The organism is Citreimonas salinaria, assembly GCF_900107235.1.
GTDB lineage: Bacteria > Pseudomonadota > Alphaproteobacteria > Rhodobacterales > Rhodobacteraceae > Citreimonas > Citreimonas salinaria.
The window spans coordinates 1-26,025 of the sequence record NZ_FNPF01000006.1 but is presented as its reverse complement, the minus strand read 5'-3'; the positions used below and the strand labels follow the sequence as shown (position 1 = coordinate 26,025).

27 protein-coding genes, 1 tRNA gene and 4 pseudogenes are annotated in these 26,025 nt (G+C 68.8%); 12 read left to right on the top strand and 20 right to left on the bottom strand.

All coding sequences use genetic code 11. The features are described 5' to 3' along the window. Positions 1-9 precede the first annotated feature (9 nt). Together BLW27_RS09475 and BLW27_RS09470 are read right to left on the bottom strand one after the other, a co-directional pair. Entirely contained in the window at positions 10-1,746 is a 1,737-nt protein-coding gene (locus BLW27_RS09475) for a mechanosensitive ion channel family protein (RefSeq protein WP_089882580.1), read from the bottom strand. A 189-nt stretch (positions 1,747-1,935) separates the two neighbouring features. Next, positions 1,936-2,844, bottom strand: a complete 909-nt coding sequence (locus BLW27_RS09470) for a LysR substrate-binding domain-containing protein (protein WP_089882578.1) — start codon at positions 2,842-2,844, stop codon at positions 1,936-1,938. A 90-nt stretch (positions 2,845-2,934) separates the two neighbouring features. Between BLW27_RS09470 and pcaC the strand changes: the two genes are divergently transcribed. The 5 genes from pcaC (at position 2,935) to BLW27_RS09445 (ending at position 6,913) form a co-directional block, all read left to right on the top strand. Further along, the gene (pcaC, locus tag BLW27_RS09465) at positions 2,935-3,315 is read left to right on the top strand and encodes a 4-carboxymuconolactone decarboxylase (protein ID WP_089882575.1); all 381 of its coding nucleotides are present in this window, start codon (positions 2,935-2,937) and stop codon (positions 3,313-3,315) included. Beyond that, the gene (gene pcaH / locus BLW27_RS09460; protein WP_425429287.1) at positions 3,312-4,088 is read left to right on the top strand and encodes a protocatechuate 3,4-dioxygenase subunit beta; all 777 of its coding nucleotides are present in this window, start codon (positions 3,312-3,314) and stop codon (positions 4,086-4,088) included. Before pcaC ends, pcaH begins: the two co-directional genes overlap by 4 nt. After that, positions 4,088-4,687: a protocatechuate 3,4-dioxygenase subunit alpha gene (gene pcaG / locus BLW27_RS09455; RefSeq protein ID WP_089882572.1), complete on the top strand. Its 600-nt coding sequence runs from the start codon at positions 4,088-4,090 to the stop codon at positions 4,685-4,687. The genes pcaH and pcaG overlap by 1 nt, the downstream gene beginning before the upstream one ends. 4 nt (positions 4,688-4,691) lie before the next feature. Further along, positions 4,692-5,996 (top strand): lyase family protein, encoded by a 1,305-nt coding sequence (locus BLW27_RS09450; RefSeq protein WP_089882570.1) that lies wholly within the window; start codon positions 4,692-4,694, stop codon positions 5,994-5,996. 83 nt (positions 5,997-6,079) lie between these two features. Further along, a complete protein-coding gene (locus tag BLW27_RS09445; protein ID WP_089882568.1) occupies positions 6,080-6,913 on the top strand; it encodes a 3-oxoadipate:acetyl-CoA acetyltransferase in 834 nt (277 codons plus the stop codon). 77 nt (positions 6,914-6,990) lie between these two features. On the opposite strand, the pseudogene BLW27_RS22100 reads toward BLW27_RS09445, so the two are convergent. The 5 genes and pseudogenes from BLW27_RS22100 to BLW27_RS09425 all read right to left on the bottom strand — a co-directional run. Beyond that, positions 6,991-7,330 (bottom strand): annotated as a pseudogene (locus tag BLW27_RS22100) (AMP-binding enzyme); the annotation flags it as partial. Positions 7,331-7,468: 138 nt separating this feature from the next. After that, a pseudogene (locus BLW27_RS22095) lies at positions 7,469-7,651 on the bottom strand (AMP-binding protein); the annotation flags it as partial. Positions 7,652-7,814: 163 nt separating this feature from the next. Beyond that, positions 7,815-8,138: a hypothetical protein gene (locus BLW27_RS09435; protein ID WP_089882566.1), complete on the bottom strand. Its 324-nt coding sequence runs from the start codon at positions 8,136-8,138 to the stop codon at positions 7,815-7,817. Further along, entirely contained in the window at positions 8,135-10,618 is a 2,484-nt protein-coding gene (gene ctaD, locus BLW27_RS09430; RefSeq protein WP_089882564.1) for a cytochrome c oxidase subunit I, read from the bottom strand. The genes BLW27_RS09435 and ctaD overlap by 4 nt, the downstream gene beginning before the upstream one ends. After that, a complete protein-coding gene (locus BLW27_RS09425; protein ID WP_245710829.1) occupies positions 10,615-11,157 on the bottom strand; it encodes a cytochrome c oxidase subunit II in 543 nt (180 codons plus the stop codon). Before BLW27_RS09425 ends, ctaD begins: the two co-directional genes overlap by 4 nt. Positions 11,158-11,286: 129 nt before the next feature. Here BLW27_RS09425 and BLW27_RS09420 point away from each other — a divergent pair, with 129 nt between their 5' ends. Further along, positions 11,287-11,799 (top strand): DUF2231 domain-containing protein, encoded by a 513-nt coding sequence (locus tag BLW27_RS09420; RefSeq protein WP_089882559.1) that lies wholly within the window; start codon positions 11,287-11,289, stop codon positions 11,797-11,799. Here the strand turns inward: BLW27_RS09420 and BLW27_RS09415 are convergent. From BLW27_RS09415 to BLW27_RS09370, 10 genes are all read right to left on the bottom strand, one after another. Continuing rightward, complete coding sequence (locus BLW27_RS09415) at positions 11,769-12,293, bottom strand: CopD family protein (RefSeq protein WP_245710828.1); 525 nt, start codon at positions 12,291-12,293, stop codon at positions 11,769-11,771. The two genes, BLW27_RS09420 and BLW27_RS09415, sit on opposite strands and share 31 nt — an antisense overlap. Continuing rightward, positions 12,290-12,988, bottom strand: coding sequence for a cytochrome c oxidase assembly protein (locus BLW27_RS09410; RefSeq protein WP_089882556.1), 699 nt, complete (start codon positions 12,986-12,988; stop codon positions 12,290-12,292). The genes BLW27_RS09415 and BLW27_RS09410 overlap by 4 nt, the downstream gene beginning before the upstream one ends. Before the next feature lie 152 nt (positions 12,989-13,140). After that, positions 13,141-14,043, bottom strand: a complete 903-nt coding sequence (locus BLW27_RS09405) for an HAD-IIA family hydrolase (protein ID WP_089882554.1) — start codon at positions 14,041-14,043, stop codon at positions 13,141-13,143. Then, positions 14,040-14,849, bottom strand: a complete 810-nt coding sequence (gene phnE, locus BLW27_RS09400) for a phosphonate ABC transporter, permease protein PhnE (RefSeq protein ID WP_089882552.1) — start codon at positions 14,847-14,849, stop codon at positions 14,040-14,042. The genes BLW27_RS09405 and phnE (BLW27_RS09400) overlap by 4 nt, the downstream gene beginning before the upstream one ends. Further along, on the bottom strand, positions 14,846-15,640 hold the full coding sequence (gene phnE / locus BLW27_RS09395) for a phosphonate ABC transporter, permease protein PhnE (RefSeq protein ID WP_089882550.1): 795 nt from the start codon (positions 15,638-15,640) through the stop codon (positions 14,846-14,848). Before phnE (BLW27_RS09395) ends, phnE (BLW27_RS09400) begins: the two co-directional genes overlap by 4 nt. Continuing rightward, positions 15,637-16,413 (bottom strand): phosphonate ABC transporter ATP-binding protein, encoded by a 777-nt coding sequence (phnC, locus tag BLW27_RS09390; protein WP_089882547.1) that lies wholly within the window; start codon positions 16,411-16,413, stop codon positions 15,637-15,639. Before phnC ends, phnE (BLW27_RS09395) begins: the two co-directional genes overlap by 4 nt. Before the next feature lie 53 nt (positions 16,414-16,466). After that, positions 16,467-17,441 (bottom strand): phosphate/phosphite/phosphonate ABC transporter substrate-binding protein, encoded by a 975-nt coding sequence (gene phnD, locus BLW27_RS09385; RefSeq protein WP_089882545.1) that lies wholly within the window; start codon positions 17,439-17,441, stop codon positions 16,467-16,469. A 341-nt stretch (positions 17,442-17,782) separates the two neighbouring features. Next, a complete protein-coding gene (locus BLW27_RS09380; protein ID WP_089882543.1) occupies positions 17,783-19,324 on the bottom strand; it encodes a tripartite tricarboxylate transporter permease in 1,542 nt (513 codons plus the stop codon). A 10-nt stretch (positions 19,325-19,334) separates the two neighbouring features. After that, on the bottom strand, positions 19,335-19,766 hold the full coding sequence (locus tag BLW27_RS09375; protein WP_089882541.1) for a tripartite tricarboxylate transporter TctB family protein: 432 nt from the start codon (positions 19,764-19,766) through the stop codon (positions 19,335-19,337). 72 nt (positions 19,767-19,838) lie between these two features. After that, positions 19,839-20,831: a Bug family tripartite tricarboxylate transporter substrate binding protein gene (locus BLW27_RS09370; RefSeq protein WP_089882539.1), complete on the bottom strand. Its 993-nt coding sequence runs from the start codon at positions 20,829-20,831 to the stop codon at positions 19,839-19,841. A 156-nt stretch (positions 20,832-20,987) separates the two neighbouring features. Between BLW27_RS09370 and BLW27_RS09365 the strand changes: the two genes are divergently transcribed. From BLW27_RS09365 to BLW27_RS09355, 3 genes are read left to right on the top strand one after another with little or no spacing between them, the layout of a single operon-like run. After that, on the top strand, positions 20,988-21,662 hold the full coding sequence (locus BLW27_RS09365; RefSeq protein ID WP_089882537.1) for a response regulator: 675 nt from the start codon (positions 20,988-20,990) through the stop codon (positions 21,660-21,662). Further along, complete coding sequence (locus tag BLW27_RS09360) at positions 21,655-23,031, top strand: sensor histidine kinase (RefSeq protein ID WP_089882535.1); 1,377 nt, start codon at positions 21,655-21,657, stop codon at positions 23,029-23,031. The genes BLW27_RS09365 and BLW27_RS09360 overlap by 8 nt, the downstream gene beginning before the upstream one ends. Then, on the top strand, positions 23,028-24,194 hold the full coding sequence (locus BLW27_RS09355; RefSeq protein WP_089882533.1) for an ABC transporter substrate-binding protein: 1,167 nt from the start codon (positions 23,028-23,030) through the stop codon (positions 24,192-24,194). Before BLW27_RS09360 ends, BLW27_RS09355 begins: the two co-directional genes overlap by 4 nt. On the opposite strand, the pseudogene BLW27_RS09350 reads toward BLW27_RS09355, so the two are convergent. Continuing rightward, positions 24,172-24,342 (bottom strand): annotated as a pseudogene (locus BLW27_RS09350) (integrase core domain-containing protein); the annotation flags it as partial. The gene BLW27_RS09355 and the pseudogene BLW27_RS09350 overlap by 23 nt on opposite strands. Positions 24,343-24,383: 41 nt before the next feature. Between BLW27_RS09350 and BLW27_RS20680 the strand changes: the two are divergent. Both BLW27_RS20680 and BLW27_RS22085 read left to right on the top strand, forming a co-directional pair. After that, on the top strand, positions 24,384-24,554 hold the full coding sequence (locus BLW27_RS20680; protein WP_177177861.1) for a recombinase family protein: 171 nt from the start codon (positions 24,384-24,386) through the stop codon (positions 24,552-24,554). Between the two features lie 299 nt (positions 24,555-24,853). After that, positions 24,854-25,063: pseudogene (locus BLW27_RS22085) on the top strand (recombinase family protein); the annotation flags it as partial. A gap of 99 nt (positions 25,064-25,162) precedes the next feature. Here BLW27_RS22085 and BLW27_RS21160 read toward each other — a convergent pair. Beyond that, complete coding sequence (locus tag BLW27_RS21160; RefSeq protein WP_177177860.1) at positions 25,163-25,324, bottom strand: hypothetical protein; 162 nt, start codon at positions 25,322-25,324, stop codon at positions 25,163-25,165. Here BLW27_RS21160 and BLW27_RS22080 point away from each other — a divergent pair. Then, complete coding sequence (locus BLW27_RS22080) at positions 25,296-25,985, top strand: hypothetical protein (RefSeq protein WP_089882890.1); 690 nt, start codon at positions 25,296-25,298, stop codon at positions 25,983-25,985. The genes BLW27_RS21160 and BLW27_RS22080 overlap by 29 nt on opposite strands. On the opposite strand, the gene BLW27_RS09335 is transcribed toward BLW27_RS22080, so the two are convergent. Continuing rightward, positions 25,942-26,018 (bottom strand) — tRNA-Met (locus BLW27_RS09335). The two genes, BLW27_RS22080 and BLW27_RS09335, sit on opposite strands and share 44 nt — an antisense overlap. Positions 26,019-26,025: the final 7 nt, after the last annotated feature.

Sequence of the window (26,025 nt, the reverse complement as noted above, 5' to 3'; positions counted from 1 at the left end):
CGCCCGCGGTCAGCCGATCGAAGCGGCGCCGCGCTTCCTGCCGCCGCCGCCGTCCTCGTCGCCCTCGGCGTCCATGACCCGCTCGCGCGGCCACCATTCGGGATGCTCGGCGGCGATCCACGACACGAACTGTTCGCGCAGGCGGGCCTCGGCGCTCCAGCCCGTCGAGGGGTCCGGCATCATCGCGTAGAAGCTGACCTCGAGCCCGTCGGGCCCGTGGTTGGTGGCATAGGCGAAGGCGCCGGCCGGGTCGTCGTCCATGATGTCCTCGTCCTCGGCGATCAGCTTCTCGAATTGCTCTCGCAGAGTCCCGACGTCGGCGCGGTGGTCGAGCGTCAGCTTCACCACCTTCATCATCTTCGCCTCGGTCACGGACCAGTTCTCGAACGGTTTCGAGATGAAGTACGTGACCGGCACGACGATGCGCCGGTGATCCCAGGTGCGCAGCCGCAGGAAGGTATAGTAGATGGACTCGACATAGGCCCAGTCGCCCTCGAACAACACGCTGTCGCCGATGCGCACGGGCTTTGCGAAGGCGATCTGCAGCGAGGCCATGATGTTGCCCAGCACCGCCTGCCCGGCGATGCCCGCGATCACGGTCAGCACGCCCGCCGAGGCCAGCAGCGCCATGCCCACCGTGTCGAACAGGTTCAGCCAGTTCATCACGATCACGATGGCGAAGCCGACCATCACCAGCAGGATCAGCCGCCGCAGCGCGTAGATCGAGGTGTAGATCTCGCGCTCGTCCGCGCCGCGCTTGTCGTCGATGTCGCCGACGAAGCGCAGCGTCACCCGTTTCAGGACCGCATCGACGACGCGCAGCATGGCCATGCCCACGCCCCAGACCATCAGCAGCGTCAGGATCGGCCGCAGGATCGCGTTAACCGGCCCCGAGAAGGTCAGCACCCAGTGCAGCAGGATCTGCACGAAGCCGGCCATCACCAGCATGGCCAGCGGCAATCCGCTGCGTTCCAGCGCGGCCTCGAGCCAGCCGCGTTTCGTTCGCCGGGACTGCCGCAGCACGATCGACCGCGTGCCCCAGCCCAGCAGCAGCGTCAGCGCCCCGATCAGCGGAAGCGCGATCCATTCCCACAGCCACAGGCCCGAGACTTCCCGCTTGAGGGATTGTGGGATGTAGGCTTCGTAGCGGCGCGGTCCGAAGGTATCGTACAGCGGCGGAATGTTCCGCACGGTCTGCGGCGTGAACAGCCAGACCGGCCGATCGTCACCGGCGCGGTATCGGCCGATGCGGATGTCGTAGAGCGTGTCGTTCGCCTCGAGCCGCGCGATGCGGATGTTGCGCCGCGGCTGGCCGGCCAGCGGGTCGGAACTGGCGGCGACCTCCTGAATGGCGTCGGGACGCGCGGACAGGTCGCTCCAGTCGATCCAGACCTGCCGCTGGATGACCTCGGCCAGCTGGCGCGCCGCAAGGGGGCCGACGCGCGACTGCGCCTCTTGCGGGACCTCGGTCAGGTTCAGGAAATGCGCGGCGCGCTCGAAGTCGTTCTCCCTGGCGGCGTTCAGGAACCCGCGCACGGTGGTGCGCGGCGTGTCGCGGTCTATCAAATTCGGCGCCGGGCCGAGACCCTCGTTGATGCTGCTCTGCGAGTACCACTCGGAAGCGCCGCCGTCGTCCTGGGCGAGAACGGGAACCACCCACAGGCCGCATATCACGGCCAGGATCACGATCGCCGCAGAGCGGAGGGCGATCCTGCCTGCGGGGTTGCAACCGGGATTGAGCGGCACAGGGTCCTCCCGCGGCGGTGACGACGAACCGAAAGCGAACGCCCCCGCCCGCAAGGGACAGGGGCGGCGGACGCCTCTGCACGTGGCTGCCCGGTATCGCCTTCGAGACCCGCGCGAGGGATGGACGCGGGTTGCAAGGCCAACGCCGCAGGGGATCAGGAAGTTCCGCCCCGAGGCAAAGGCGCCCCCCTACCCGCGGCTCGCGACCGCGTCGTGCACGAGGCCGGCCAGATAGGCGACCTGCGGGTTCTGGTAGCCCGAATGCCGCGCCGTCATTCCCACCGCCCCGGTCATGAAGCCCGAATCCAGCGTGAAGCGATGCAGCGCGCCGGCCGCCACCTCGTGCGCGACCACCCCGCGCGAGATGAACCACAGCATGTCCGAGCGTTGCAGCAGCGGGCGCGCGAACGCCAGCGACACGGTCTCGAACGCGGGACGCAGGCCCGACAGGCCGATCACGCCGAGGTACTTCTCGACCGTCTCGCGGATGATCGCGCCGCTTTCGGGCAGGATGACCGGGCAGGCGCGCAGGGCCTCGGCCGCGGGGCGGCCGGCGAAGGGATGCCCGGCACGGGCGACAAGGTCGATGCGGTCCTCATAGAGGTAATCGAAGCGCAGGCCCGGCATGTCGTCGGCGGCGGGCATCCGGCCGATCATCAGGTCTATCTCGCCCGCGCGAAGCCGGTCGATCAGGTAGCGGTTCGGCCCCGTCGTCACCGCGACCTGCACCTCGGGGCGCGCGCGGGCGAAGTCGATGGCCACCTGCGGGAACAGGCTGCCCGCGACGGTAGGCAGCACCCCCACGGCGATCCGGTCGCCGGCGCCCGCGCCGCCCAGCGCGCGGATACCGGTATCGAGGCTCGACACCGCCTGAAGCGCGTGGCGCCGGAAGGCGCGGCCCTCGGCGTTCAAGACGACGCTGCGGCCGGTGCGGTCGAAGAGCCGCGCGCCGACGAGGGTTTCCAGATCGGCGATGGTCTTGGACAGCGCGGGCTGCGACACATGGCGCGCGCGGGCCGCGGCGCTGAGGCCGCCAAGGTCGGCGACCGCCAGGAACGCCTCGACATGGCGCAGCTTCAGCCCGGTGGGTATAGTCATGGAGTTATGGATACCGGCCGGATTTCTATTTTCCAAGGGCGTGGCGTTATGGAAAGCTCGCGGGCAAGGGATGTTGCCAGGGGGACGGGGATGAGCGATCGTTACGAGGCCGGCATGCGCACGCGCCGCAGGATACTGGGCGATGCCCACGTGGACCGCGCGGAACAGGCGAAGGGCGAACTCGACACGCCGTTCCAGGACCTGATCACCGAGGCCGCCTGGGGTCATGTCTGGTCGTCCGACGCGATTTCCGACCGCGAACGCTCGATGCTGACGATCGCGCTGTTGGCCGCCCTGGGCAATTTCGAGGAGATCGCCATGCACGTCCGCGCCACCGCCCGCACCGGAGCGAGCCAGCGCGACGTGGCCGAGGCGCTGCAGCACGTGGCGATCTATGCCGGCGTGCCGCGCGCGAACCACGCGCTGAAGATCGCCAGGGCCACCTTTGCCGAGATGGGAGAGCAGACATGACCGACACCACGCGCGCCCTGGGGCGCGAAATGGGCCGCGACCCGGCCCCCGGCCCTGGCCGCCTGATCCCGCGCGACCTGAGCGCGCATCCGGTGCCCTACGATCCCGACTACAAGACCTCGGTGCCGCGTTCGCCCTCGCTGCCGCTGTTGTCGCTGGAATCGACGCCGACCGAGGAGACCGGGCCGACCTTCGGGCACGGCGACCTGGGCGCGCTGGACGCGAACCTGGTGCTCAACTGGACGCGCGGCGAGGCGCAGGCGATCGGCGAGCGGATCCTTGTCCACGGCCGCGTGCTGGACGAGATGGGGCGCGGCGTGCCGCACACGCTGGTCGAGATCTGGCAGGCGAACGCGGGCGGGCGCTACCGTCACAAGAAGGACGGCTACCTTGCCCCGCTCGACCCGAATTTCGGCGGCTGCGGCCGGGCGCTGACGGACGAGCACGGGCACTACGCCTTCTTCACGATCAAGCCCGGCGCCTATCCCTGGCCCAACCGCGGCAACGACTGGCGCCCGGCGCATATCCACTTTTCCGTCTTCGGGCATTCCTTCGGGCAGCGCCTGATCACCCAGATGTATTTCGAGGGCGATCCGCTGATCGACCGCTGCCCGATCGTCGCCACGATCAAGGACCGCAGCCAGATCGACCGGCTGGTCGCGCCGCTGGACCTGAGCCATGCGCGTCCGCTGGATCACCTCGCCTACAAGTTCGACATCGTGCTGCGCGGGCGGCGGCAAAGTTTCTTCGAGAACCGGCCGGAGGGCATGTGATGGTCCAGACACTCGACACCCTGCGCGAAACCCCGTCGCAGACGGCGGGCCCTTACGTGCATATCGGGCTGATGCCCGGCTGGGCCGGCAATCCCGGCGCCTTCGAGACCGAGCTTGGCCAGACGCCCGCCGGCGACGGCGCGAAGGGCGAGCGGATCGAAATCACCGGTGCCGTGCATGACGGCACGGGTGCCGTGATGCGCGACGCACTGATCGAAAGCTGGCAGGCGGATGCGGCCGGCGTCTATCCCGGCCAGGACGGCGCCGATCCGGCGGTGTCGGGCTTTGGCCGCTTCGCCGCCGATCCCGACACCGGGCTGTTCACGCTGAAGACGATCAAGCCGGGCGCGGTCACCCTGCCCGACGGGCGGGTGCAGTCGCCGCATATCGCGCTGTGGATCGTGGCGCGGGGCATCAATATCGGCCTGATGACGCGGGTCTATTTCGACGATGCCGACCGCGACGGCGACCCGGTGCTGTCGCGGATCGAGCAGCGGCACCGCGTCGAGACCCTGGTCGCCAAGCCCGAGGGCGAAGGCCACTGGCGCTTCGACATCCGCCTGCGGGGCGACGGCGAAACCGTGTTCCTCGATCTCTGACGCGATGACGCTATCGCCCCTCGACAGCGCGCTCTGGTCCGGGCTCTACGGCAGCGCTGCGGCGAAGGCCACGCTGGACGACGGCGCGCTGATCGCCGCCATGATCCGCGTCGAGGCCGCCTTGACCGAAGCCTGCGGCGAGGCGGGCATCGTGCCGAAGGACGCGGCGGCGCGCCTGTTGCGCGCGCTGTCGGAGATGCGCGTGGCGCCAACCGAGCTTGCACAGGGCGCCGCCCGCGACGGAGTCCCGATCCCGGCGCTGCTGGCGGCGCTACGCGAGGGGCTGCCGCCGGACCTGGCGGAATGGCTGCACTGGGGCGCCACCTCGCAGGACATCATCGACACCGCCCTGATCCTGTGCCTGCGCGATTTCGCGCATACGGTGCTGGCCGAGGTGTCGGCGCTGCTGGATGCGCTCGCCGCGCTGGCCGAGGCCGAGGCCGAGACCGTGCAGCTGGCGCGCACGCGGACGCAGGGCGCGATGCCCACGACCTTCGGCGCGACGGTGGCCCTGTGGGGGCATGGGTTGGCGGACGCGACCGAGGCGCTGATGACGGCGCGCGACGCGGTGGCGGTGCTGTCGCTGCATGGCGCGGCGGGCACGGACGCGGCCTTGGGCGCCGATGCGCCGGCCGTTCGCGCAGCGATGGCGCGCGCGCTGGACCTGCGCGCCGACGATGCCCCTTGGCACAGCCGGCGCGGCGCGGTGGCGGGCTTTGCCGCGGCCGTGGCGGCGCTGGCCGCGGCGGCGGGGCGGATCGGCGGGGACCTCGCCTTCCTCGCCTCGACCGGGATCGGCGAGGTCAGGCTGGCGGGCGGCGGGTCCTCGGCGATGCCGCACAAGGTCAACCCGGTGCGGGCCGAGGCGGCGCAGTCGTTGGCGCGCCTCGCTGCGCATCTGCAGGCGGCGGTGTCCGAGGCGTCGATCCATACGACCAACCGCGACGGCGTGGCCTGGGGGCTGGAATGGCTGTCGCTGCGTCCGCTTTGCGGCGCCTCGGGCGCGGCCGTCGCCGCAATCGCCGAGGCGGTCGAGGGCCTGCGCCCGGACCGCGACGCGATGCGCGCCCACCTCGACGCGCTGGGCCCGGCGGTCTATTCCGAGCGGCTGGCCTACCTGCTGGCGCGCCACATGCCGCGCAGCGCCGCGCGGCGCGCGGTGACCGAGGCGCTGGCCAGCGCCGATCCGCTGGCTACGCTGCGCGCAGCCCATCCCGACATGCCGCTGGACGACGCGCTGGACCCGCTGGTCGCGGCCGGCGCCGCCCCCGCGCAGGCGCGCGCCTTCGCCGCGACGCGCCACCCCTGACACGGCGGTCCACCGCCTTGCACATTTCCGGCCCGGAGCGAAAGTAGGGCCAGCCAGAACACGAACGAGAAGGACAAGCGCCGATGTCGAACCCCGCCATCATCTGTGTCGCCATCACCGGGTCGGTGCCCACCAAGGCCGACAACCCGGCCGTGCCGGTCACGATCGAGGAACAGGTCGAAAGCACCCATGCCGCCTTCGAGGCGGGTGCGGCGATCGCGCATTGCCACGTGCGCGACGACGAGGGGAAGCCGACCTCGGATCCCGAACGCTTCGCCCGGCTGAAGGAGGGGATCGAGACGCACTGCCCCGGCATGATCGTGCAGCTGTCGACAGGCGGCCGGTCGGGCGCGGGCCGTGCGCGCGGCGGCATGCTTCCGCTGGCACCGGACATGGCGTCGCTGTCGGTCGGGTCGAACAACTTTCCCACCCGCGTCTACGACAACCCGCCGGATCTGGTCGAATGGCTGGCAGCGGAGATGCAGGCGCACGGCGTGAAGCCCGAGATCGAGGCCTTCGACCTCAGCCACATCTTCCAGGCGAAGCTGATGAAGGACCGCGGAGAGCTGGACGGCACGCCCTACGTGCAGTTCGTCATGGGCGTGAAGAACGCGATGCCGGCCGACCGCCGGGTGTTCGACTTCTACATCGAGACCGTGAAACGCCTGTTCGGCGAGGATGCGCCGTGGTGCGCTGCCGGGATCGGAAGGCACCAGGCCGAGCTGAACGATTGGGCGGCGCAGGCGGGCGGACACCTGCGCACGGGTCTCGAGGACAACATCCGGCTCGACCGCGACACGCTGGCACCGTCGAACGCCGCGCTGGTCGAACGCGCGGCCGAGACGGTCCGCCGTCACGGCCGAAGCGTCGCCACGGTGGCCGAGGCGCGCCGCATCCTAGGCCTCCGCGCCGCCTGAGGCGTGACGGCCGGCCCCGGCGGGGCCGGCACCGGGCTAGGCCGTGAAGGCGTCGCGGTAGGTGTGGCGGTATGTGTGTCGCGAAGGACGTTCTTCTGCACCTTACCCATCACGTTGCGCGGCAATTCCTGAACCACGCGGAAATCGCGGGGATGCTTGTAGCGGGCCCGTGCTCTCGGCATCCGCGATCGCCTCGAGGTCGGGCTGCGCGCCCTTCTCGGGCACGATAACCGCCAGCGGCGTCTCTCCGAAATCGGCATGCGGCACGCCGATCACGGCGGATTCCAGCACGCCCGGCTGGTCGTCGAGCACCAGCTCGATCTCTTTGGGATAGATGTTTTAGCCGCCCGAGATGATCGGGTCCTTGTCGCGCCCGACGATCTGGAGATAGCCGTCCTCGTCGTAGCGGCCCAGATCAACCCGGGTGCGCCGTCGGCACCCAGCGTCACAAGCTGCGCCCCCTGCCCTTCGGCCATGTCGCGCAAACCGTCCGCGCGCTGGGTCGCAGATCAGAATGCCGGCGCCCGAATTCTCGACGAAGTACGAAAGCTCGTCCCGCGTGTAGCCGGTGTCGAGCGGCAGGAGAACTACGCCCGCCTGACCGCAGGCGGCATATAGCGCCAGCGCGTCGGGCGACTTTTCGACCTGAACGGCAAGGCGATCGCCAGGTGCGAGGCCGGCGTCGGTGATCGCGTGGACAAGGCGCGCGGCTTGGACCAGGAACGCGGCGTAGGAAATCCGGTCGCCGTCCGGCAGGATCAGGAAGGGTTTGTCCTGCTTGGCATGGGGCGCGATGCTGTCCTCACAGGCCGTGAACGCCCCTGCTTGGGCCCGTCGGCGCAGGGTCGTTCGTGGTTCTGCGATACGCAGGCCGGATCGTAAAGGCGGCTCACGCCCGCCTTCACTGGCAGGTCGAGGTCACCACAACGGGAAACAGCGTCCACAGCGTCGCCATGAGGCCCACCCAGCCCGTCATGATGCTGACGCCGCGGACGAAGCCCGAGGGCGAGCCGAAGCGGCGCGAGTGCAGTACGGCCACGGTCACCGCGAGCACCGCGAGCGATGCCAGCCACGCCGCCGTCAACGCGACGCGCATCAGTGACAGGCCCCACGCATCGATGTCGGCCCAGCCGAAAGCGCACGCGACGCCGTGCAGGCCGTAGACGGCGCTGAAAGCCGACAGCCAGACCAGCGGGCCGATCAGGATGCGCACGAGGTCCTTCATGGCGCGACCCCCGGCAGATGCGCCACGGCGAGGACGAGTATCGCGACCACCGCCATGTAATCCACCCACAGGCCGGCGATGGGCAGCTCGGCCCGCCGCGCGGCCGAGACGAAGCCGCGCGAGACTCGCGCCGCGAGGAAGCCCAGCATGAGGAGCGGGATGAGCGTGTGCAGCACGCCGTAACCGCCCAGCACGAACAGCGTGGCATTATAGGCATGGCCGCTCGGTGGCGGCGTCCGCACCAGCAGTGCCGCGAGCGAGAGGAGGACGACCAGCGCCCCTGCCCCCGCGATGGCCAGCCCCGTCCAGGCAGAGCCGCCCCGGCGGTTGGCGCGGATGGCAAGGCGCATCCCCGCCGCCGCGGCCAGGGCGCCCGCGACACCGCCCCCAAGCTCCAGCAGCGAGAACTCGAACCACGCGGGCGGCGGCCAGCCGGGCGCGACGGTGAAGAGGAAGGCGTAGCCGAAGATCAGCGATCCGAACAGGACGGCGTCCGCCACTAGCAGGAATAGCGAGCCCCACCAGCCCGGCGCGCGGTCGACCTCGGCCGCGTGGGGCAGCGAGACGCCGAGGCCGGCGTCGAGCGGGCCCCGGTCCTGACGCTGGCCCAGCACCCAGACCCAGCGCAGCGCAAGCACCGCGACGCCGGCCAGCGCGACCGGCGTGAACCAGTAGACCTTGATCAGGAGCGACAGGAAGAACAGCCCCGTCACCGCCGACATCACGATGGGCAGGCGGGTGTTGGCCGGGTAGACCACGATGTAGTCCGGCGTGCCCCGCGCGGCCTCGACCGTCAGCGTCTCGCGCCAGTCGTGGCGCGGCGTGCCAAGATAGCCGTCCCCCCGCGCGATCTGCACAGGCAGGCCGGGGTTGGCGTAGAGCGGGTCGCGGTCGCGGATATGCGGCACGCTGGCGAAGTTGTAGTTCGGGGGCGGCGTCGGCATCGCCCATTCGAGCGTTCCCGCGCCCCACGCGTTGCGCGGCATGCGCCGGCCGACGAAGAAGCACAGCACCACCTCGATCAGGACGATGGCAAGGCCGAAGGCCATGATGAACCCGCCCACCGACGAGACGAGGTTGATCGCGGTCCAGCCGTCGGAGGTCTCGTAGGTCCAGATCCGCCGCCGCTGGCCCAGAAGGCCGACCCAGTGCATGGCGAGGAACGTGCCGTGGAAGCCGAGGAAGATCAGCACGAACGCGACCTCGCCCAGCCGGAAGAACCGCTGGCGCCCGGTAAAATGCGGCAGCCAGTAGTAGACCCCCGCGAGGATCGGGAAGACGAAGCCGCCGAACAGCACGTAGTGCAGGTGCGCGGTGATGAAGGCGGTGTCGTGCGCCTGCCAGTCGAACGGCACGACCGCGACCATGACGCCGGTCAGCCCGCCCATGACGAAGGTGGCGAAGAAGCCCAGGATGTGCAGCATCGGCAGGCGCAGGTCGGGACGCCCCTTCCACATCGTGCCGATCCAGGCGAAGACCTGCACCCCCGTCGGCACCGCCACCAGCGTCGAGGCGGCCGAGAAGAAGGCCAGCCCCATATGCGGGATGCCGGTGGTGAACATGTGGTGGACCCAGAGCCCGAACGACAGGAATGCCAGCGCCACCGCCGCCGCCACGATCCAGCCGTAGCCCAGCAGCGTGGTCCGGCACATCACCGGCAGCACGGTAGAGATCACGCCCGCCGCCGGCAGGAAGATGATGTAGACCTCGGGGTGGCCGAACAGCCAGAACAGGTGCTGCCACAGCAGGCTGTCGCCGCCCAGCTCGACCTGGAAGAACGGCAGGCCGAATGCGCGTTCGAGTTCCAGAAGCACCGAGCCGAGGATCAGCGGCGGAAAGCCCAGCAGGATCATGATCGCCGTGACCAGCGCGTACCACGCGAAGATCGGCATCTTGTCAAGCGACATGCCCGGTGCCCGGTAGCGCAGAACCGAGACCGTGATCTCGACCGCCGCCGCCATGGCCGAGATCTCGACGAAGGTGATCCCGATGAGCCAGAAATCGGTGTTGATGCCCGGCGAATGGATCGGGCCCGTCAGGGGCGGATACATGAACCAGCCGCCGTTCGGCGCGATCCCCAGCACCATCGACACCAGCAGCATCGTGCCGCCGAAGGCGTAGCACCAGTAGCCGTAGGCGGTGAGCCGGGGATAGGCGAGGTCGCGGGTGCCCAGCAGCTTTGGCAGCAGGTAGATCGCCAGCCCCTCGAACGTCGGGATGGCGAACAGGAACATCATGATGGTCCCGTGCATCGTGAAGAACTGGCTGTAGAGCTCGGGACCCGCGAAGGCCGAATGCGGGGTCGCCAGCTGCGCGCGGATCAGCATGGCAAGGACGCCGCCCACCGCGAAGAAGAAGAACGACGTCACCAGGAACATCCGCCCCAGATCGGTGTGGTTCACGGACGAGGTCCAGCCCTTCCAGCCGCGCTCGGAGGCCCAGATGTCCTGCAGCCTGCGGTGCCGCTCGAGCGTCCTCATCGTGTTCCCCCTCTTAGGAATTGGTCCCATCCGGCCGCGTCGTGGGCGATCACCTCGAATTCGTGGTCGGCATAACCCTCGCCGCTGAACTCGGCGCTGGCGCCTCGGTAGCGGCCTGGCTGGTCCGCCTCGATCCGCAGCACGTTCACGTGGCCCGGAATGGCGTCGAGCTTGCCGGCCAGCCGCGGCACCCAGAAGCTGTGGATCACGTCCACCGTGGTGATCGCCACGTCGACCGGGCGGCCGGCGGGAATGTGCAGCACGTCCTCGGTCACCACGCCCGGCGCGTCGTCGTAGGCGAAGCTCCAGGCCCATTGCCGCCCCTCGGCCTGCACCGAGACCACGTCCGCGCCCTGCCGGGGCAGCAGCCGTTCGCCGACGAACAGCCCGTAGGCCAGCAGCGCGGCCAGGACGGTCAGCGGAAAGGCCAGGCCCATACCGGCGATCCAGACGCGCTCGGTCCCGGGGCCGGTGCGGGTGAAGGCCAGCGCGATCAGGCCCAGCACCAGCGCGAGGATCGCGCCCGCGCCCGCCAGCATCACCCACCACAGCGTCGCGATCTGCCCGGCCGCCGGACCCGCCGGATCGACCGTCGACAGCGCGCCGTCGCAACCCGCGAGCGCCAGAAGCGTTACCCCCGGGAAAAGCGCACAGAGGAGCCGCCGACCATGGCCACGAACGCCACGCAGGACGAAGACAAGCTGGTCGATCCGATCACCGAACGCCCCGGCTTCGACGAGACCGAGTCGCGGATCGCGATCAGCGGGCACCCGATCCACGCGATGAGCGTCGCGTTCCCGATCGCCCTGACCTTCTGCGCCTTCGGTGCCGACCTGCTCTACTGGTGGACGGGCGATGCGTTCTGGGCGCGCGCCGCGATCTGGGCCGCGGGCACCGGCTTCGGCTTCGGGATGCTGGCGGCGTTCTCGGGCACCGCCGAACTTCTGCTGGTCAGCGGCATCCGCGCGCGCGCAGCCCCTTGGACCCACGCGATCATCGCGGTCACGCTGCTGGCGCTGCTGGGCGCAAGCTGGGCGCACAGGCTCTACGGCTACGAGGAGGCCGTGCTGCCCTACGGGATCCTGCTGTCGGGCCTGAGCTTGGTCATGGTTGGCTTCACGGGATGGCATGGGGGCAAACTCGTCTTCGATTATCGCTTGGGCACTGCGAAGGGCAGCTGACCCTGCCGCGGCTCGGTAAGCCATGTCGGGAACTCGATCCACGACAGGTCCGGTTTGCCGAGCACGAGAAGCAGGATGGCGATCATCGGAAGCAGGACGACAAGCATCGGCAAGTAGGGCGCGGGCGGTCCGTCGCGTCCCTTGTTCTCGGCGACGGCAACGAGGATGTGACCGATCCAGGCATGCGCGAAGACCAGCAGCGCCACGAAGAACAGCTTGGCGTAGAGCCACGGCACCAGCGCCTCGCGGAAGAAGATCAGCCACGTGCCCGCGACGACGGCGACGACGGCCGCCGGCGTGACGACGATGGTGTAGGTCAGGTGGGTGGCCCGCCGGATGCGCAGGTAATCGTTGCGCGAGTTGCTTGCGTCGTGGCGCGCCAGCATGAGCGGCATCGCCAGGATCCCGCCGCACCACACGAAGAGGGCGGCGATGTGCGCCGCCTTGAAGAAGGGGATGAGCACCTCGGCGATGGTCTGGAGCCAGACAATCACGTCGGCTGGCCCCGCATTCTGGACCAGCCGCCGCGGGCGATCAGCGCGGCTGCCACGGCGTAGGGGATGCCCGCGGGCACCCACATGAGCAGGCCGCCCAGCTGCTGGTCGGCCAGTGGCGTCAGCCCCCAGTCCATCGGCGCGATCGCATGGGCTGCGTAGAGCGGCTGCGGCGCGAAGGTCAGAAGCGCCCCCAGCATCCCCATCTGCGCGAAGGCGGCGAGGACGAACAGAAGGGCATCGACTGGCGCGCGCTCGTCGGCCTGAACGGCACGCCAGAACCACACGGCGCTGCCGGTCAGGGTGATCTGCATGATCCAGTAGACCCCCTTGTGCGACAGGGCGAGATCGTAGGCCGCCGGCAGGTGCCAGGCCCACAGGACCGCCGTCGCGACCGCGAAGGAAAGCGCGATGGGCCCTGCGCGGAGCAGCGGCAGCGCGCGGGCCAGCAGTGGCGCGGCGACGGCGATGAGCAGGACGTGATGCACCACCCGGGCCGAGAACAGCGCCGAGGACAGCGCGCAGAGCGGCGAGACGAAGGCGACCGTCAGCACCGCCACGCCCGCCAGCCCCGCCGGGTCGCGCCGGAACACGACCGTCAGCGCAAGCAGGCCGAGGATCAGCGCCGGGTCGAGGTTCCAGCTCGTCCAGATGTCTTGCGGCAAGGGGGGCGGGCCGCAGTAGATGCCGTTCATGTACCTTCGCTCGGAATCGGGGGGCCCACGCGGCGCGCGGGCTTCTGTGCTTCCCAACCCCGCCGGCGCCTCGACGGTTCCACCGGACGATGCGGGCCGAGCATGACCCGGTCGTGAGACCTTTCCCCGCTGGGTGCGCGGCCTGCGCGACGTCAGATACGCTCGACGATGAAGTCGGGCGAGATGCCCGATCGGGCGATGGCGTCGGCCGGATCGAGCCCCTTGAGCGCCCCGAAGCCGGTGACCAGCGCGGTCGCGAAGCCCATGTGCCGCCCGCCGAGGATATCGGTGTGCAGCGTGTCGCCCACCATCAGGACGCGGGACGGGTCGGGCGGGTTCGGCAGGCGCGACAGGACGAGGTCGTAGACACCCGCGAACGGCTTGCCGAGAAAGACGGGCCGGATGCCGGTGCGGTCCGCGAGGTGATGCGCATAATGGCCGGGTTCGCGCGACAGACCGTCCTCGCGCGGGGCGACGATGTCGGGATTGCCGACGATGACCGGGCGGGGGCGTGCACGCAGCGCGTTTTCCAGCAGGTCTTGGCGATGCTCAGTCCAGCCGTCCGACCCGACCAGCAGGAACCCCTCGGCCGCGTCGTAGGCTTCTGGATCGTCGGCCAGGAACGTCGTGTGCAGCTCCTCGAATTCGTCGGTCCCGTAGGCATCCGACAGCATCATGCCCCATCGGCGCACAGGTTCGCCCGCAAGGTATGCCAGAAGCGCCTCGCGGCTGGTCGCGACCTCTTCGGGCGCGAAGTCGAAGCCGAGGCGGGCATAGCGCTGCATCAGCATCCGCTTCGGGTATCCCGCGGAGTTCGACACGACCATGACCGTCTTGCCCGCCGCGCGCATGGCCGCAATGCGGTCCGCGGAACCGGGAACCGGGCTCTCTCCGACGTTCAGCACGCCGTAGGAATCAAGCAGGATAACGTCGAACGGCCCGGCGACGTGCTCGAGCGTGTCGTGGTGGCTCGGCGCACCGCCGGGCGTGGCCCCCGGCAGGCGGTGACGGATCGAGAGATAGGCCTCGAGCGCCTCGGCCGCCTGCCCGCTCACAGGATCCGGCGGCGCAGGACGGCCGACACGATCTCGCCCAGGATCACCAGCACGAGGATCGCGATCAGGACGGTCGCCGCCTCGGGCCAATTGAAGGTGTCGATCGCGCCCTGCAGGATGATGCCGATACCGCCGGCACCCACGAGGCCGAGCACGGTCGACTCGCGCAGGTTGATGTCCCAGCGCAGGATCGAGACGGCCCAGAAGGTCGGCATGACCTGCGGCACGATGGCATAGGCGATCACCTTGAGGCGCGACGCGCCCGTGGCTTCCAGCGCCTCGACCGGCCGCTTGTCGATCTCCTCGATCGCCTCGCCCAGAAGCTTGCCGATGAAGCCGATCGAGCGGAACATGATCGCGATGATGCCGGCCAGGACGCCGGGACCGAAGATGGCAACGAACAGCAGCGCCCAGATGATCGTGTTGACCGACCGCGAGGTGACGAGGATCAGCCGCCCCAGCCAGAGCGTGCCGCGGTTCGGCGTGGTGTTCTGGGCCGCGATGTAGGCGACCGGCAGGGACACGATCACGGCGATGGCCGTGGCGATGGTGGCGATGTTGACCGTCTCCAGCAGCACGCGCAGGATGACGCCGAGGTTCGTGGCATCGGGCGGATACATGCGCCCGAAGAGGTCCCCCATCTGCTGTGGCGAGTCCCAGACCCACGCCCAGACCACCTCGATCGAGCTCAGCGCCCAGGCGATGGCAGCGGCGCATACGGCGAAGATGACGAAGCGCCGGGCCTTCTGCTTCGGCGTGTGGCGCGACCAGTCCTCGCGCCCGAACTGTTCGGAAATGCTGCTCATCCCACACGCTTCCTGATATAGCCGCTGACCGCTTCAGACACGAGGATCACGGCGACGATCACGATGGTGATCGCCAGGGCGAAGTCATAGTCGTAGCGACCGAAGGCATTTGCGAGCGTCGCGCCGATCCCGCCCGCGCCGACAATGCCCACCACGGCGGAGGCGCGCAGGTTCGAGTCGAGCTGGTAGATCGTGAGCCCGATCTGGCGGGGCATGATCTGCGGGAAGATCGCGTAGAACAGGGTCGAGAAGAACGGCGCGCCGGCGGCCCGCATCGCCTCGACCTGTCCCATGTCGATCTCTTCGATCCGTTCCGCCAGCATCTTGGCCACGAATCCGATGGAATAGACCACCAGCGTCAGAACCCCCGCGAAGGGGCCGAAGCCGACCGCCTTGACGAAGATGATCGCGACGATGACCGGATGGAAGCTGCGCGCCACGATGATGATCGCGCGGCCCAGGTAGAAGATCGGCAGCGGCGCCACGTTGCGCGCGGCCATGAAGGCGATGGGGACCGACAGCAAGACGCCGCCCGCGGTTGCCAGCAGCGCGATCCGGATGCTTTCGAGAAAGCCGTCGATCAGCAGTTGGCTGCGCTCGAAGCTGGGCGGGAACGCCCCGCCGAAGATACGGCCCGCGCGTTCGACGCCCGCGGCGACGCGCTCCCAGTCGATGGGGATGGTGGTCACGACCCAGACCACGTAGATCGCGGCCCCGAGGTAGGTTGCCCATCGCAGCCAGGGATTGGCGATGAAGGGCGGGCGGCTCCATGTGTCGGGATGCCGGCTCATTGGGCGGCCACGCCCGTGTCGCTGCGGTCGGCGTGGGGGCTGCCGGAATAGATGCGATCCATCGCGTCCCGGTCCAGCTTCGACGGCACGTCGTCGAAGATGATGCGCCCGTAGCGCATCCCGACGATCCGGTCGGTGTATTCCTTCGCCTCGGCCACGTTGTGGATGTTGATGAGCACCGGCAGCTTCAACTCGCCGGCGAGGTCGCGCAGCAGGCCCATGATCTGCTCGGACGTCTTCGGGTCCAGCGAGGCGGTCGGCTCGTCCGCCAGCAGGATTTCCGGGTCCTGCATCAGCGCGCGCACGACGCCGACGCGCTGGCGCTCGCCGCCGGACAGCTGGTCCGCGCGCGTATTGGCGTAATGGGCGATGCCGACGCGCTCCATCAGCTCGTAGGCACGGCGGATGTCCTTCTTGGGATAGCGGCGCATGATCGCCGCCCAGCTGGAAATGTAGCCGAGGCGCCCGGACTGGACGTTTTCCATCACGGTCAGCCGCTCGACCAGGTTGAAGCCCTGGAACACCATGCCGATCTTGCGCCGGGCCGCGCGCAGCTTCCCGCCGCGCAGGCTGGTCAGCTCGGTCCCATTCAGCACGATGCTGCCCGAAGTCGGCTCGACTAGCCGGTTGATGCAGCGCAGCAGCGTCGACTTGCCCGCCCCGGAAGACCCGATGATCGACACGACGCTTTCGCCCTCGATCGTCAGGTCCAGATTCTTGAGGACCGGTTCGCCGCCGTCGTAGCGCTTCACCAGGTCGGTGATCTTCAGCATCTGCTAACTCCTCGAACGGGGCCGGCACACGGCGCGCCGGCCCCTTGGGCATCTTATTCCGCGGCAAGACCCTGCGGCGTGTACTCGACCCCGTTGGCCCGCTGGATCTGGCGGATGACCTTCCACTGATCCTTGTAGGTGATCGGGATGAATTTCGACACGCCCTCAAATTCCTCGCCAAGCGCGGTGCCCTCGAAGTCGAAGCTGAAGAACGCCTCCTCGATCTTCTCCTTCAGCTCGGGCGCAAGATCATGCGCATAGGCGTAGGAAGTGGTCGGGAACGGTTCGCTCTCCCAGACGATGCGCACGTCCTCGGGATCGTAGAGGCCGCGCTCGGCCATGCGGTCGACCACCTCGGACGCGACGGGGGCGGCGTCGTAGTCGCCCGCGACGACGCCCAGCATCGACTGGTCGTGGCTGCCCGAGTAGTTCACCTCGTAATCCTCGCCCGGGACGACGCCCAGGTCGGGGAACAGCGCGCGCGGCGCCTGATTGCCCGAATTCGACGTGGGCGAGGTGTGCGCAATCCGCTTGCCCGCCAGATCCGCCATCTCCTGGATGTCGCTGTCGGCCTGGGTGTAGACCTGCAGCGTATAGCCGAAGCGGCCGTCGTCCCCGCCCATGATGGCGAAGGGAACGGCGCCCGCGAGGTTCACGGCGAAGGGCGTCGGCCCGGTCGAGAACCCGGCGATGTGCAGGCGACCCGAGCGCATGGCCTCGACCTCGGCCGAGTTCGACTGGACGGCGAAGAACTGCACGTCCTTACCGGTCACATCCTCGAGGTGCTCGATGAACGGGGTCCAGATGTCCTCGTAGATGGCCGGATCCTCGACCGGGGTGTAGGCGAAGACGAGCGTGTCCGGGTTGCGCAGCGCGCTCTCGTCCTCGGGCGCGTCGGCCACGAGGTCGCCGTTCTTGTCGGTGTACTGGCTGTCGAGCGCGGCGGTTTCTTCCTGCGCCAGTGCGGCACCCGCGGTCCACGCGAGCGCGGCGATCAGCGCCGTTCCGTAAGTCGAAGTCCTTCGCATTGCAAATCCTCCCGTTTGGTCGTTTCTCTGCAGCCACCTTCGGGCTGCAGTTGAGATCAAGAGACCACCGAAACGGCCGGCGTGCAACGTGCGCCGAAAAAAATGGGCGCCATCCGAAGCGAGCGCGGCCCGCGCATCTGGGTGTCGCTTTCCCGGCGATCGAACCGCGACGGCTCCGGAAGCTCCAACTCTTGAGCAGGGTCCAAGCACCGCGTGCAAGATGACGACATAGTCTTACGCGGCGTTCGCGACCGTGGGGGTCGTATGGTCCTCGATAGCCGCCGACAGCCGATCATGCGGCAGGGCCCGGGGACGCTGCCCGGATCCTGCCATCTTTCAGGTCAGTCGCTCAGGCCGCCTTCGGCGTCACGGGCCATGCGCATACGGCGGCGGATCAGGCCGCCCACCAGGATCGGCAGGACGAAGCCGATGACCGCGATGGTCCACAGCAGGATGGTCAGCGGCGACGAAACCAGCACCGAGTAGTCGCCGTCGGCGATGTTCACCGCCCGGCGGAAGTTCACCTCCATCTCGTTGCCCAGAAGCGTGCCCAGGATCACCGGGACCAGTGGCACGTCGAGCTTGCGCAGGATCCAGCCCATGACGCCGAAGCCCACCATCACCATCAGATCGAAGCTGGAGCCCGAGATGCCGTAGATGCCCACGAAGGAGATCATCGCCACAACGGGCATGAGAATCCGCGGCGGCACCAGGAGAACCCGCGTGAACAGGCCCACCATGGGGATGTTCATCGCGAGAAGCATGAAGTTCCCGATGAAGAGCGCCGCGATAAGCCCCCAGACCACGTCCGGGTTCTGGGTGAACAGAAGCGGCCCCGGCGTGATGTTGAGCGACAGGAGCACCGCCAGAAGCACGGCGGTCGTCCCGGAACCCGGCACGCCGAGCGCGAGCATCGGCACCAGGGCGCCGCCGGCGGCGGCGTTGTTGCCGGTCTCGGGCGCGGCGACCCCGCGCGGATCGCCCTTGCCGAACGTGCCGTCCTTGTCGACCAGACGCTTCTCCATCGAGTACGAGATGAACGAGCCCAGCGACGCCCCCGCCCCCGGAAGCACGCCGGCGATGAAGCCCAGCACGGTCGTGCGGCCCATGGTCGGGATGCAGGACCGGATCAGCGCCCAAGACGGGATGATGCGCCCGATCTCCATCCTCGGCTTGTTCGAGATGTCGCGATCGGTGCCCCGGTGCTCGAGGAAGATGAAGACCTCGGACAGGGCGAAGAGCCCGACGATCGCCACGAGGAAGTCGATCCCGTCGTAGAGGTGCACTTCGCCGAAGGTGAAGCGCGGCACGCCGGTCTGGGTGTCCACGCCGATCATGGCGAGGCCCAGGCCCAGTGCCGCGGCGAAGGCGGACTTCGCCTGATTGGTCGCCGAGATGCCGCCGAGCGTGGCGAAGGCCAGCGCGAACAGCGCGAAATACTCGGCCGGGCCGAACAGCAGCGCCACCTTGACGAGTTGCGGCGCAAGCAGGACAAGGCCGCAGGTGGCGAAGAACGCGCCGACGAAGGAGGCGATGCCCGACAGGGCCAGCGCCTCGCCGGCGCGGCCCTGCTGCGCCATAGGATAGCCGTCGAGACAGGTCATCATCGCCGGTTCGTCGCCCGGGATGTTCAGCAGGATCGAGCTGATCCGCCCGCCATACATGGCTCCGTAGTAGACGCTGGTCAGCAGGATCAGCGACGGCGTCGCGCCGAGGCCCAACGTGAAGGCCAGCGGGATCAGGATGGCGACGCCGTTCGAGGGGCCAAGGCCCGGCAGCGCGCCCATGATCGTGCCCAGGAAGCAGCCCATCAGCGCCAGCGCGAGGTTCTGCCAGGTCAGCGCCACGACGAAGCCGTCGGCGAGGTTCGACATCAGTTCCATAGATTGCTCCTCAGAAGCCGAACGGGCCGCGCGCGAGGCTCAGGCCCAGCAGGAGGCGGAATATGACGTAGATGCCGGCCGAGGTGCCGACGCCGATCAGTACGCTCTGCACCGGGCTCGAGCCGAGGCGCCAGGTGAGGTAGCCGGCGGCCAGCGCGGTCGCGATGAGGAAGCCCAGTTCCGGCAACGCCTGCGCGTAGGCAAGCATCACGAGCGCGGCGAAGGCGATCTCGGCCAGGCGGCCGGCGCGCGGCCAGTCGGGCTCGGGGTCGGGCTTGACGAGGAAGTAAGCCGACGCCAGCGCCATGATCGCGGCGATCAGATATGGGAATGTCTTCGGCCCGACCGCATCGCTCAGAAAGCTTTCCTGAATGATCGACGCCTGCCAGGCGAATATGATGGCGAGGATCATTCCGATCCCGCCGAATATGCGGTCGCTCATGCGGCGTCCTCCCTCGGGTTTCCGCAAAGGTGGCGCCTCCGGTCGGACCGGAGGCGCCGTGCGTGGCTCGGCTTACTGAAGGATGCCGATTTCGCGCGACAGGCTCTCGATGTTCTGGACCGACTCGGCCACGAACTGCTCGAACTCCTCGCCCTGCAGGTCCAGCGGCGCGAGACCGTTGGTCTCCATGATCGCCTGCCATTCCGGGCTGTCGTACAGCGTGTCGATCTGGCCGACCCAGTAATCGTAGGCCTCGTCGCTCATGTTGCCGGGGCCGTAGAAGCCGCGCCAGTTGGCGCCGATCGTGTCGATGCCCTGCTCGCGGGCCGTCGGGAAGCCCGAGAACTCGCCCTCCAGCCGCTCGGGCGCCAGAAGCGCGATGACCCGGATGTCGCCGGATTCCACGAAGCCGCGCGCCTCGGAGAGGTCGCCGGTGAAGGCCTGGAGCGAGCCGGCCAGAAGCTGCGTCACGGCCTCGCCGCCGCCCGCGAAGGCGATGTACTTGACGTTGCGCACGTCCTCGACGCCCGCCTTCTGCGCCGCGTTCAGCACCTTCAGGTGATCCCAGCCACCCACGGCCGACCCGCCGCCGATCGAGATCGAGGCCGGGTCCTCCTTGATGGCATCCATCAGCTCGGGCAGCGTCTGGATCTCGCTGTCGTCGGCGACCGCGATGACGCCGTAATCCGCGCCGACCGCACCGATCCAGCGGACCTGGTCCATGGTGTTGCCCGGAAACGCATTCTGCGCGAGGCGCGTCGCCGTGGCCGACGATGCCGCCACGATCAGGTCGTCCTCGTCGTTGCGCTTGTTGACCACCTCGGCAAAGGCCACGCCGCCGCCCCCGCCGGACAGGTTCACCACCTGCATGGTGGACGGGATCAGCCCCAGATCCTGCAGCGACTTGCCGACCTGACGGCAGGTGAAATCCCAGCCGCCGCCCGGGTTGGCGGGCGCGATGCATTCGGGGTTTTCGGGGGTGAATTCCTGGGCCGTGGCCGCCAGCGGCGCACAGGCCAGCAGAACAGCGGCCGCAAGGCCGCGACGGATCGTCGTGATGTGCATGTGTTCCTCCAAGGATGTCTGACGACAGCCCTCCGTGCTGCCGGTCGTTCGCGGACGATAGGGGATCAACCTGTCGTCAACCTGTCATCCCGGCGGAATGCGGCACTTTTCGTTCACCGGCGAACCGAATACGGTCAGGGCCGGAGGAGTGGCGCGATGCGATTGCTGATCGTCGAGGACACGGGCGATGTCGGCGATGCCGTCGTCGCCAGCTTGGGCAATGCCGGCTTTGCCTGCGACCTGGCCGAAACGCTCGGCCGCGCCGAAGAGGCCATGGCGGTGCAGGTCTACGATGCCATCGTGCTGGACATAAACCTCCCGGACGGGGACGGGCGTGACTTTCTGCGGTCCCTGCGCCGCAAGGGCGCGCGGATACCGGTCCTGATGCTGACCGCCGAGTTCGAGGTGACCGCGCGGGTCGAGGCGCTGGATCTGGGAGCCGACGACTACCTCGTGAAGCCCTTCGACCTGCGCGAGCTCGAGGCACGGCTGCGCGTGCTGCTGCGCCGCGAGACCGGCTGGGCGGACAACGCGATGACCCTCGGCGACCTGTCCTTCGACGAGACCGGCAAGGCCGTGCGCATCGGCGGCAAGCCGGTGCACATGACGCGGCGCGAGATGTCGCTGCTGTCGATGATGCTTGCCCACCGCGGACAGATCCTGTCGAAGGAGCGGCTGTTCGACGGGCTGTTCTCGTTCGACGGGGCAGAAGTCGGCACGAACACCGTCGAGCTGTACGTGGCGCGGCTGCGCAAGAAACTGGCGGGCTCGCAGGTGCGGATCGAAACCCATCGCGGCATCGGCTACCGCCTGAACGAAGACGATGGCTGAGTCCGGAACGATCCGCGCCACGCCGTCGCTGAAGACGCGCGTCGCGCTCGCGGTGGCGGCGGTGCTGGTCCTGGGCGGCGCGCTGGTGCTCGTCGCGGCGCTCGCCTATGGCAGGCAGGCGGCACGCGAGGCCTATGACCGCCTGCTGCTGGGCGCCGCTGCGGACATCGCCACGACAATCACGGTGCGCGATGGTTCGGCGCTGGTGGACATGCCCGTCTCGGCGTTCGAGCTTCTGTCGCTGGCACCGGACGACCGGATCCGGTACCGCGTCGTGGCGCCGGACGGGACGACCCTGACGGGCGATGCGTCGGCTCCGATGCCCCAGGTGTCCGGCAGTGCCGAGGCCGTGTTCTTCGACGCAAGCTTCGGGGCTGAACCCGCGCGCTATGTCGCCGTGACGCGCCTCTTCGCCGAGCGCAACTTCTCGGGCCCGGTGCGCGTGATCGTTGGCCAGACCCTGCTTGCGCGGCGCGAGCTTGCCCGCGACATCGCGCAGAATGCGCTTGTGGTGCTTGGCGCGGCCGGCGCGGTCATGGCCCTGTTCGCGTGGCTCGTGATCAGCCGCGCCCTGCGCCCCCTGCCCCTGATCGGCGCGGCACTGGCCTCGCGCGAGCCGACAGACCTTACGCCGCTGTCCCTGTCGGCCCCGCGCGAGGTGGCGGGAATGCTGGTGTCGCTGAACACGTTCATGGCGCGGCTCGAACGCCAGAGCGTCGCCACCGGCAACCTGATTGCCGACGCGGCGCATCAGCTGCGCACGCCGGTGTCGGCAATCCGCGCGCAGGCGCAACTTGCCGCCGCCGAGACCGACCCCGAGCGGCGCGAGAGGATCGTGAAGCGGATCCACGATCGCGCCTCGGGCCTCGGACGGCTGCTCGACCAGCTTCTGAACCGGGCGATGATCATCCACCGCGCCGACAGCCAGCCGGCGACGCCGCTGGATCTGCGCGACATCGCCGTCGAGGTGGTCGAGGCATGCGACGATCTCGCCCTTGCCGCGGCAACCGAGGTCGAGCTTGACCTTCCCGGCGCGCCCATCGTCCTGCGGGGCGATGCATTGTCGCTGACCGAGGCGGGAAAGAACCTGCTGGCCAACGCGCTGTCCCACGGCCGGCCGCCGGTGCGCGTCGGGGTGACGGGCGGAACGCGACCTTCCCTGTGGGTCAGCGATTGCGGCGAAGGCCCGCCGGCCGAGGTGAGCGCCGCCGGCGGCAGCCGTTTCATCCGCACCGGGCGCGTGGGCGGAAGCGGCATCGGCCTCGCAATCGCGCACGAGGTCGCCGAAGGGCATGGCGGGGCTATCCGGATCGTCCGTGCAGGCGGACGCTGCACGGTCTCGCTCGACCTGCCGGGACGCGTGCCATGAGGCGTCTTCTTGCATGCGTCGCGGCGGTCCTGCCGATGATCTCGCAAGCGGCCGAGCTGACCGCGGCCTTCGGTCCCGAAAACGCCGTACAGACCGCCACGATCCGCAGCACGACCGACCTCGCGGCGATCGGCCCGGTGATCGCGGCGTTCCTTCAGACGCAGCCCGGCACGCGCATCGTCTACGAGCAATGGGGCTCGAACGAACTCTACCGGGTGACGCGGCAGGATTGCGCCGCAGGCCGCACCGGCGCCGACCTGGTCGTCAGCTCGGCCGTGCACCACATAGTCACTCTGGTGAACGAGGGCTGCGCGGCCAGCCATGCGTCGCCCGCCACGGCGACGCTGGCGCCACGGCTGAAATGGCGCGACCAGCTGTGGGGGATCACGCGGGAGCCCGCCGTCATGGTCTACAACCGCGATCTCCTGGCCCCGTCGGAGGTGCCCCGCTCGCGCTTCGATCTGCTGGATCTTCTGCGACCCAGCGACACCCGCTTCGCGGGCCGCGTCGCCACGTACGATATCGAGGATTCCGGGCTGGGCTACCTGCTCGCCTTCAGCGACTCGCTCGAAGCGAGCACGTTCGGCGGCCTGATGGAGACGTTCGGCCGGACCGGCGCCGTCGCGACCTGCTGCTCGGCCGAGATCATCGACGCCGTGGCGTCGGGCGATTACCTCGTCGCCTACAACGTTCTGGGGTCCTACGCCCTGCAACGGGCGCGCGAGGACGACCGCCTGGGGGTCGTCGCGCCGGGCGACTACACGCTGATCCTGGCGCGCGCCGCGATGCTTCCCGCCGGCGCCTCTTCCGCTGGCGTGGCGCAAGCCTTCCTCGACTATCTGCTTTCTCCAGCGGGCCGCGCGGAGCTCGAGGCGCGGGACCTGTTCGTGTGGCTGGGCGAAGAATACGGCGCACCGATCGAGGTGTCGGGCACGGTCGAGACGCTCGAAAGGCCCATCGGCCTGCATCCGCCGCTGCTGATTGCCATGGACGCCGACAAGCGCGAGATCTTCATCCAGCGCTGGCGCGATGCCTTTCCGCAGAAGGGTGTGGACCGAAAGCCAGCCAGAGCGAGGCACCGAACAGAATCCTGCGAGAAGCAAGGAACAGAGATTGACCCGCGCCCCGCTGGTCCTTCGTTCAGAATGACAGTCCCCGGGTGAGTTCCGGGTATCCGGCCGGGCCTGGTGGCGCAAGCGCGCCGGGCGCGGGTGCCAGGTTGCCCAAGGCCGAGTGTGGTCGTATGTGGTTGTAGTCGTATCGCCATCGGGCGAGCTTTCGCAATCTTTCCAGACATGTCCGCCAACCGCGCTGTGTGCGCCACGGCCCGACGACGAGACGACGAGACGACCATGACCACCGGGACCACCGCCCTACTCTATCTGCGCGCCGCCAGCGCGAACGACGCGGCCATCGCCGAACAGCGCAGGTTCTGCACCGGCTACGCGGAAGCCCGCGGCTGGCGCATCCTCGATGTCGTCGTCGACAACGGCGTCAGCGGGATGCGTGACGCCCCGGCCTGACCATCCTGCGGGACCGGATTGCAAGAGGCGAGGCGCAGGCCGTCATCGCGACGGATCTGGCGCGCATCTCGCGCGATCCCGAGCGAGTTCGCGCCGTCGCCCGGTTCTGCCGGCAACACGGAGCCGCCTTGTGCCTCGTCGAGCGGACAGTCAATCTCGACGCCATTCTCGCCCCCGCCGACGGCGTCGGCTCATTTTTCAAGGCGCCCCACGCCGAACGGGAGACTCGTTCATGACCAGGCATTCGAGCTTCGAAGCCCCCCTGCCGCGTCGCTCTTTATGCCCGCTACTCGACCGACTTGCAGAACCCAACGTCCGTTGAGGACCGGTTCCGCCAGGCCGAGCGCTACGCCAGGCAGGGGGGCTGGACGATCGTCGAGCGCTGCTTTTCGGACAGCGCGGTCAGCAGCACGGCGGGCCGGACCCGGCCGGGCTTCACGGGCCTGTCGGACGCGCTTCACCACGGCACGTTCGACATCGTCCCTGCGGAGTTCCTCGACCGGATTTCCCGCGACCAGGAGCCCCTGGCCGGCTTCTACAAGGCAGCGAAGACCGCGCGTGTCGAGATCCAACGTCGGTCAGGAACTTTAGGACGCCGTGAAGGCGCGTCAGGCGGCGCAGACGAAGCGTCGGTCGAAGGTGGCGATGACGGACCGGAACCGCCTGTCCTCGGCGCAGACGCTCCGGCGCCGGAAGTAATTGCTGTCGGGGCTGCTCCACTGCGGCCTCTGCGAGGGCCGGATGACCGTGGCCGGGTCGGGCAAATACAAGACCTACTCCTGCGCCGACGCCAAGGAGAAAGGCCCGAGCGTCTGCACCGGCTTCCGAGGCCTCCGGGAGAGCGTTGCGCTGCCCTTGGTGCTTTCGGGCCTGCGCGACGATCTGATGAAGCCGGCGGCCTACGCACGGTTCCGGGATCGCGTGTATCACCCGTTGGAGGCAGCCCAGGGCACCGCAGAGGACACGCTGCGCCTTCACGACGCGCGGGTGCGGCAGCTGGAGATGGTGCAGCGCAATCTGGTCGCCCTGGCGAAGCAGGGGCTGGAATCGGAGTCGCTCGTCGCCGAGCCGAAGAAGATCGAGGCAGACCTCACTCGCCTCGCGGAGACCCGCGACGAGATCGTCCCGCCCGATATCGAGTTGCCCGAGGACCTGCCGGACCTCTACCGGGACCATGTCGAGGATCTTGTCGGGACGCTCACGGACGAAGCCGTGGCGGGCCCGGCGGCTGACGAGTTGCACACGCTGATCGAGACGGTCGTCGTCTCGTGGGACGAGGATGCGGACCTCCACACATTGGAGATCCGTAGCAAGCTGTTGGAACTGTTGAGCTTTGGGGATAGCAAAAAGGCCGCTACCTTTTCGGGTGCGGCCTGTTCGCTAAAGTTGGTTGCGGGAGTAGGATTTGAACCTACGACCTTCAGGTTATGAGCCTGACGAGCTACCGGACTGCTCCATCCCGCGACAGGGT

What these genes read in the sequence shown, in the direction of transcription:
- BLW27_RS09425 (WP_245710829.1), bottom strand. Translation starts at nt 11,157, where the DNA reads ATGCTGGCGGGCGCGGGCGCGATCCTCGCGCTGGTGCTGGGCCTGATC.
- BLW27_RS09435 (WP_089882566.1), bottom strand. Translation starts at nt 8,138, where the DNA reads ATGAAGGACCTCGTGCGCATCCTGATCGGCCCGCTGGTCTGGCTGTCG.
- BLW27_RS22080 (WP_089882890.1), top strand. Translation starts at nt 25,296, where the DNA reads ATGACCGTGGCCGGGTCGGGCAAATACAAGACCTACTCCTGCGCCGAC.
- BLW27_RS09360 (WP_089882535.1), top strand. Translation starts at nt 21,655, where the DNA reads ATGGCTGAGTCCGGAACGATCCGCGCCACGCCGTCGCTGAAGACGCGC.
- phnE (WP_089882552.1), bottom strand. Translation starts at nt 14,849, where the DNA reads ATGAGCAGCATTTCCGAACAGTTCGGGCGCGAGGACTGGTCGCGCCAC.
- BLW27_RS09410 (WP_089882556.1), bottom strand. Translation starts at nt 12,988, where the DNA reads ATGAACGGCATCTACTGCGGCCCGCCCCCCTTGCCGCAAGACATCTGG.
- ctaD (WP_089882564.1), bottom strand. Translation starts at nt 10,618, where the DNA reads ATGAGGACGCTCGAGCGGCACCGCAGGCTGCAGGACATCTGGGCCTCC.
- pcaG (WP_089882572.1), top strand. Translation starts at nt 4,088, where the DNA reads ATGGTCCAGACACTCGACACCCTGCGCGAAACCCCGTCGCAGACGGCG.
- phnC (WP_089882547.1), bottom strand. Translation starts at nt 16,413, where the DNA reads ATGCTGAAGATCACCGACCTGGTGAAGCGCTACGACGGCGGCGAACCG.
- phnE (WP_089882550.1), bottom strand. Translation starts at nt 15,640, where the DNA reads ATGAGCCGGCATCCCGACACATGGAGCCGCCCGCCCTTCATCGCCAAT.
- phnD (WP_089882545.1), bottom strand. Translation starts at nt 17,441, where the DNA reads ATGCGAAGGACTTCGACTTACGGAACGGCGCTGATCGCCGCGCTCGCG.
- BLW27_RS09355 (WP_089882533.1), top strand. Translation starts at nt 23,028, where the DNA reads ATGAGGCGTCTTCTTGCATGCGTCGCGGCGGTCCTGCCGATGATCTCG.
- pcaC (WP_089882575.1), top strand. Translation starts at nt 2,935, where the DNA reads ATGAGCGATCGTTACGAGGCCGGCATGCGCACGCGCCGCAGGATACTG.
- BLW27_RS09380 (WP_089882543.1), bottom strand. Translation starts at nt 19,324, where the DNA reads ATGGAACTGATGTCGAACCTCGCCGACGGCTTCGTCGTGGCGCTGACC.
- BLW27_RS09445 (WP_089882568.1), top strand. Translation starts at nt 6,080, where the DNA reads ATGTCGAACCCCGCCATCATCTGTGTCGCCATCACCGGGTCGGTGCCC.
- pcaH (WP_425429287.1), top strand. Translation starts at nt 3,312, where the DNA reads ATGACCGACACCACGCGCGCCCTGGGGCGCGAAATGGGCCGCGACCCG.
- BLW27_RS09370 (WP_089882539.1), bottom strand. Translation starts at nt 20,831, where the DNA reads ATGCACATCACGACGATCCGTCGCGGCCTTGCGGCCGCTGTTCTGCTG.
- BLW27_RS09470 (WP_089882578.1), bottom strand. Translation starts at nt 2,844, where the DNA reads ATGACTATACCCACCGGGCTGAAGCTGCGCCATGTCGAGGCGTTCCTG.
- BLW27_RS09375 (WP_089882541.1), bottom strand. Translation starts at nt 19,766, where the DNA reads ATGAGCGACCGCATATTCGGCGGGATCGGAATGATCCTCGCCATCATA.
- BLW27_RS20680 (WP_177177861.1), top strand. Translation starts at nt 24,384, where the DNA reads ATGACCACCGGGACCACCGCCCTACTCTATCTGCGCGCCGCCAGCGCG.
- BLW27_RS09365 (WP_089882537.1), top strand. Translation starts at nt 20,988, where the DNA reads ATGCGATTGCTGATCGTCGAGGACACGGGCGATGTCGGCGATGCCGTC.
- BLW27_RS09450 (WP_089882570.1), top strand. Translation starts at nt 4,692, where the DNA reads ATGACGCTATCGCCCCTCGACAGCGCGCTCTGGTCCGGGCTCTACGGC.
- BLW27_RS09420 (WP_089882559.1), top strand. Translation starts at nt 11,287, where the DNA reads ATGGCCACGAACGCCACGCAGGACGAAGACAAGCTGGTCGATCCGATC.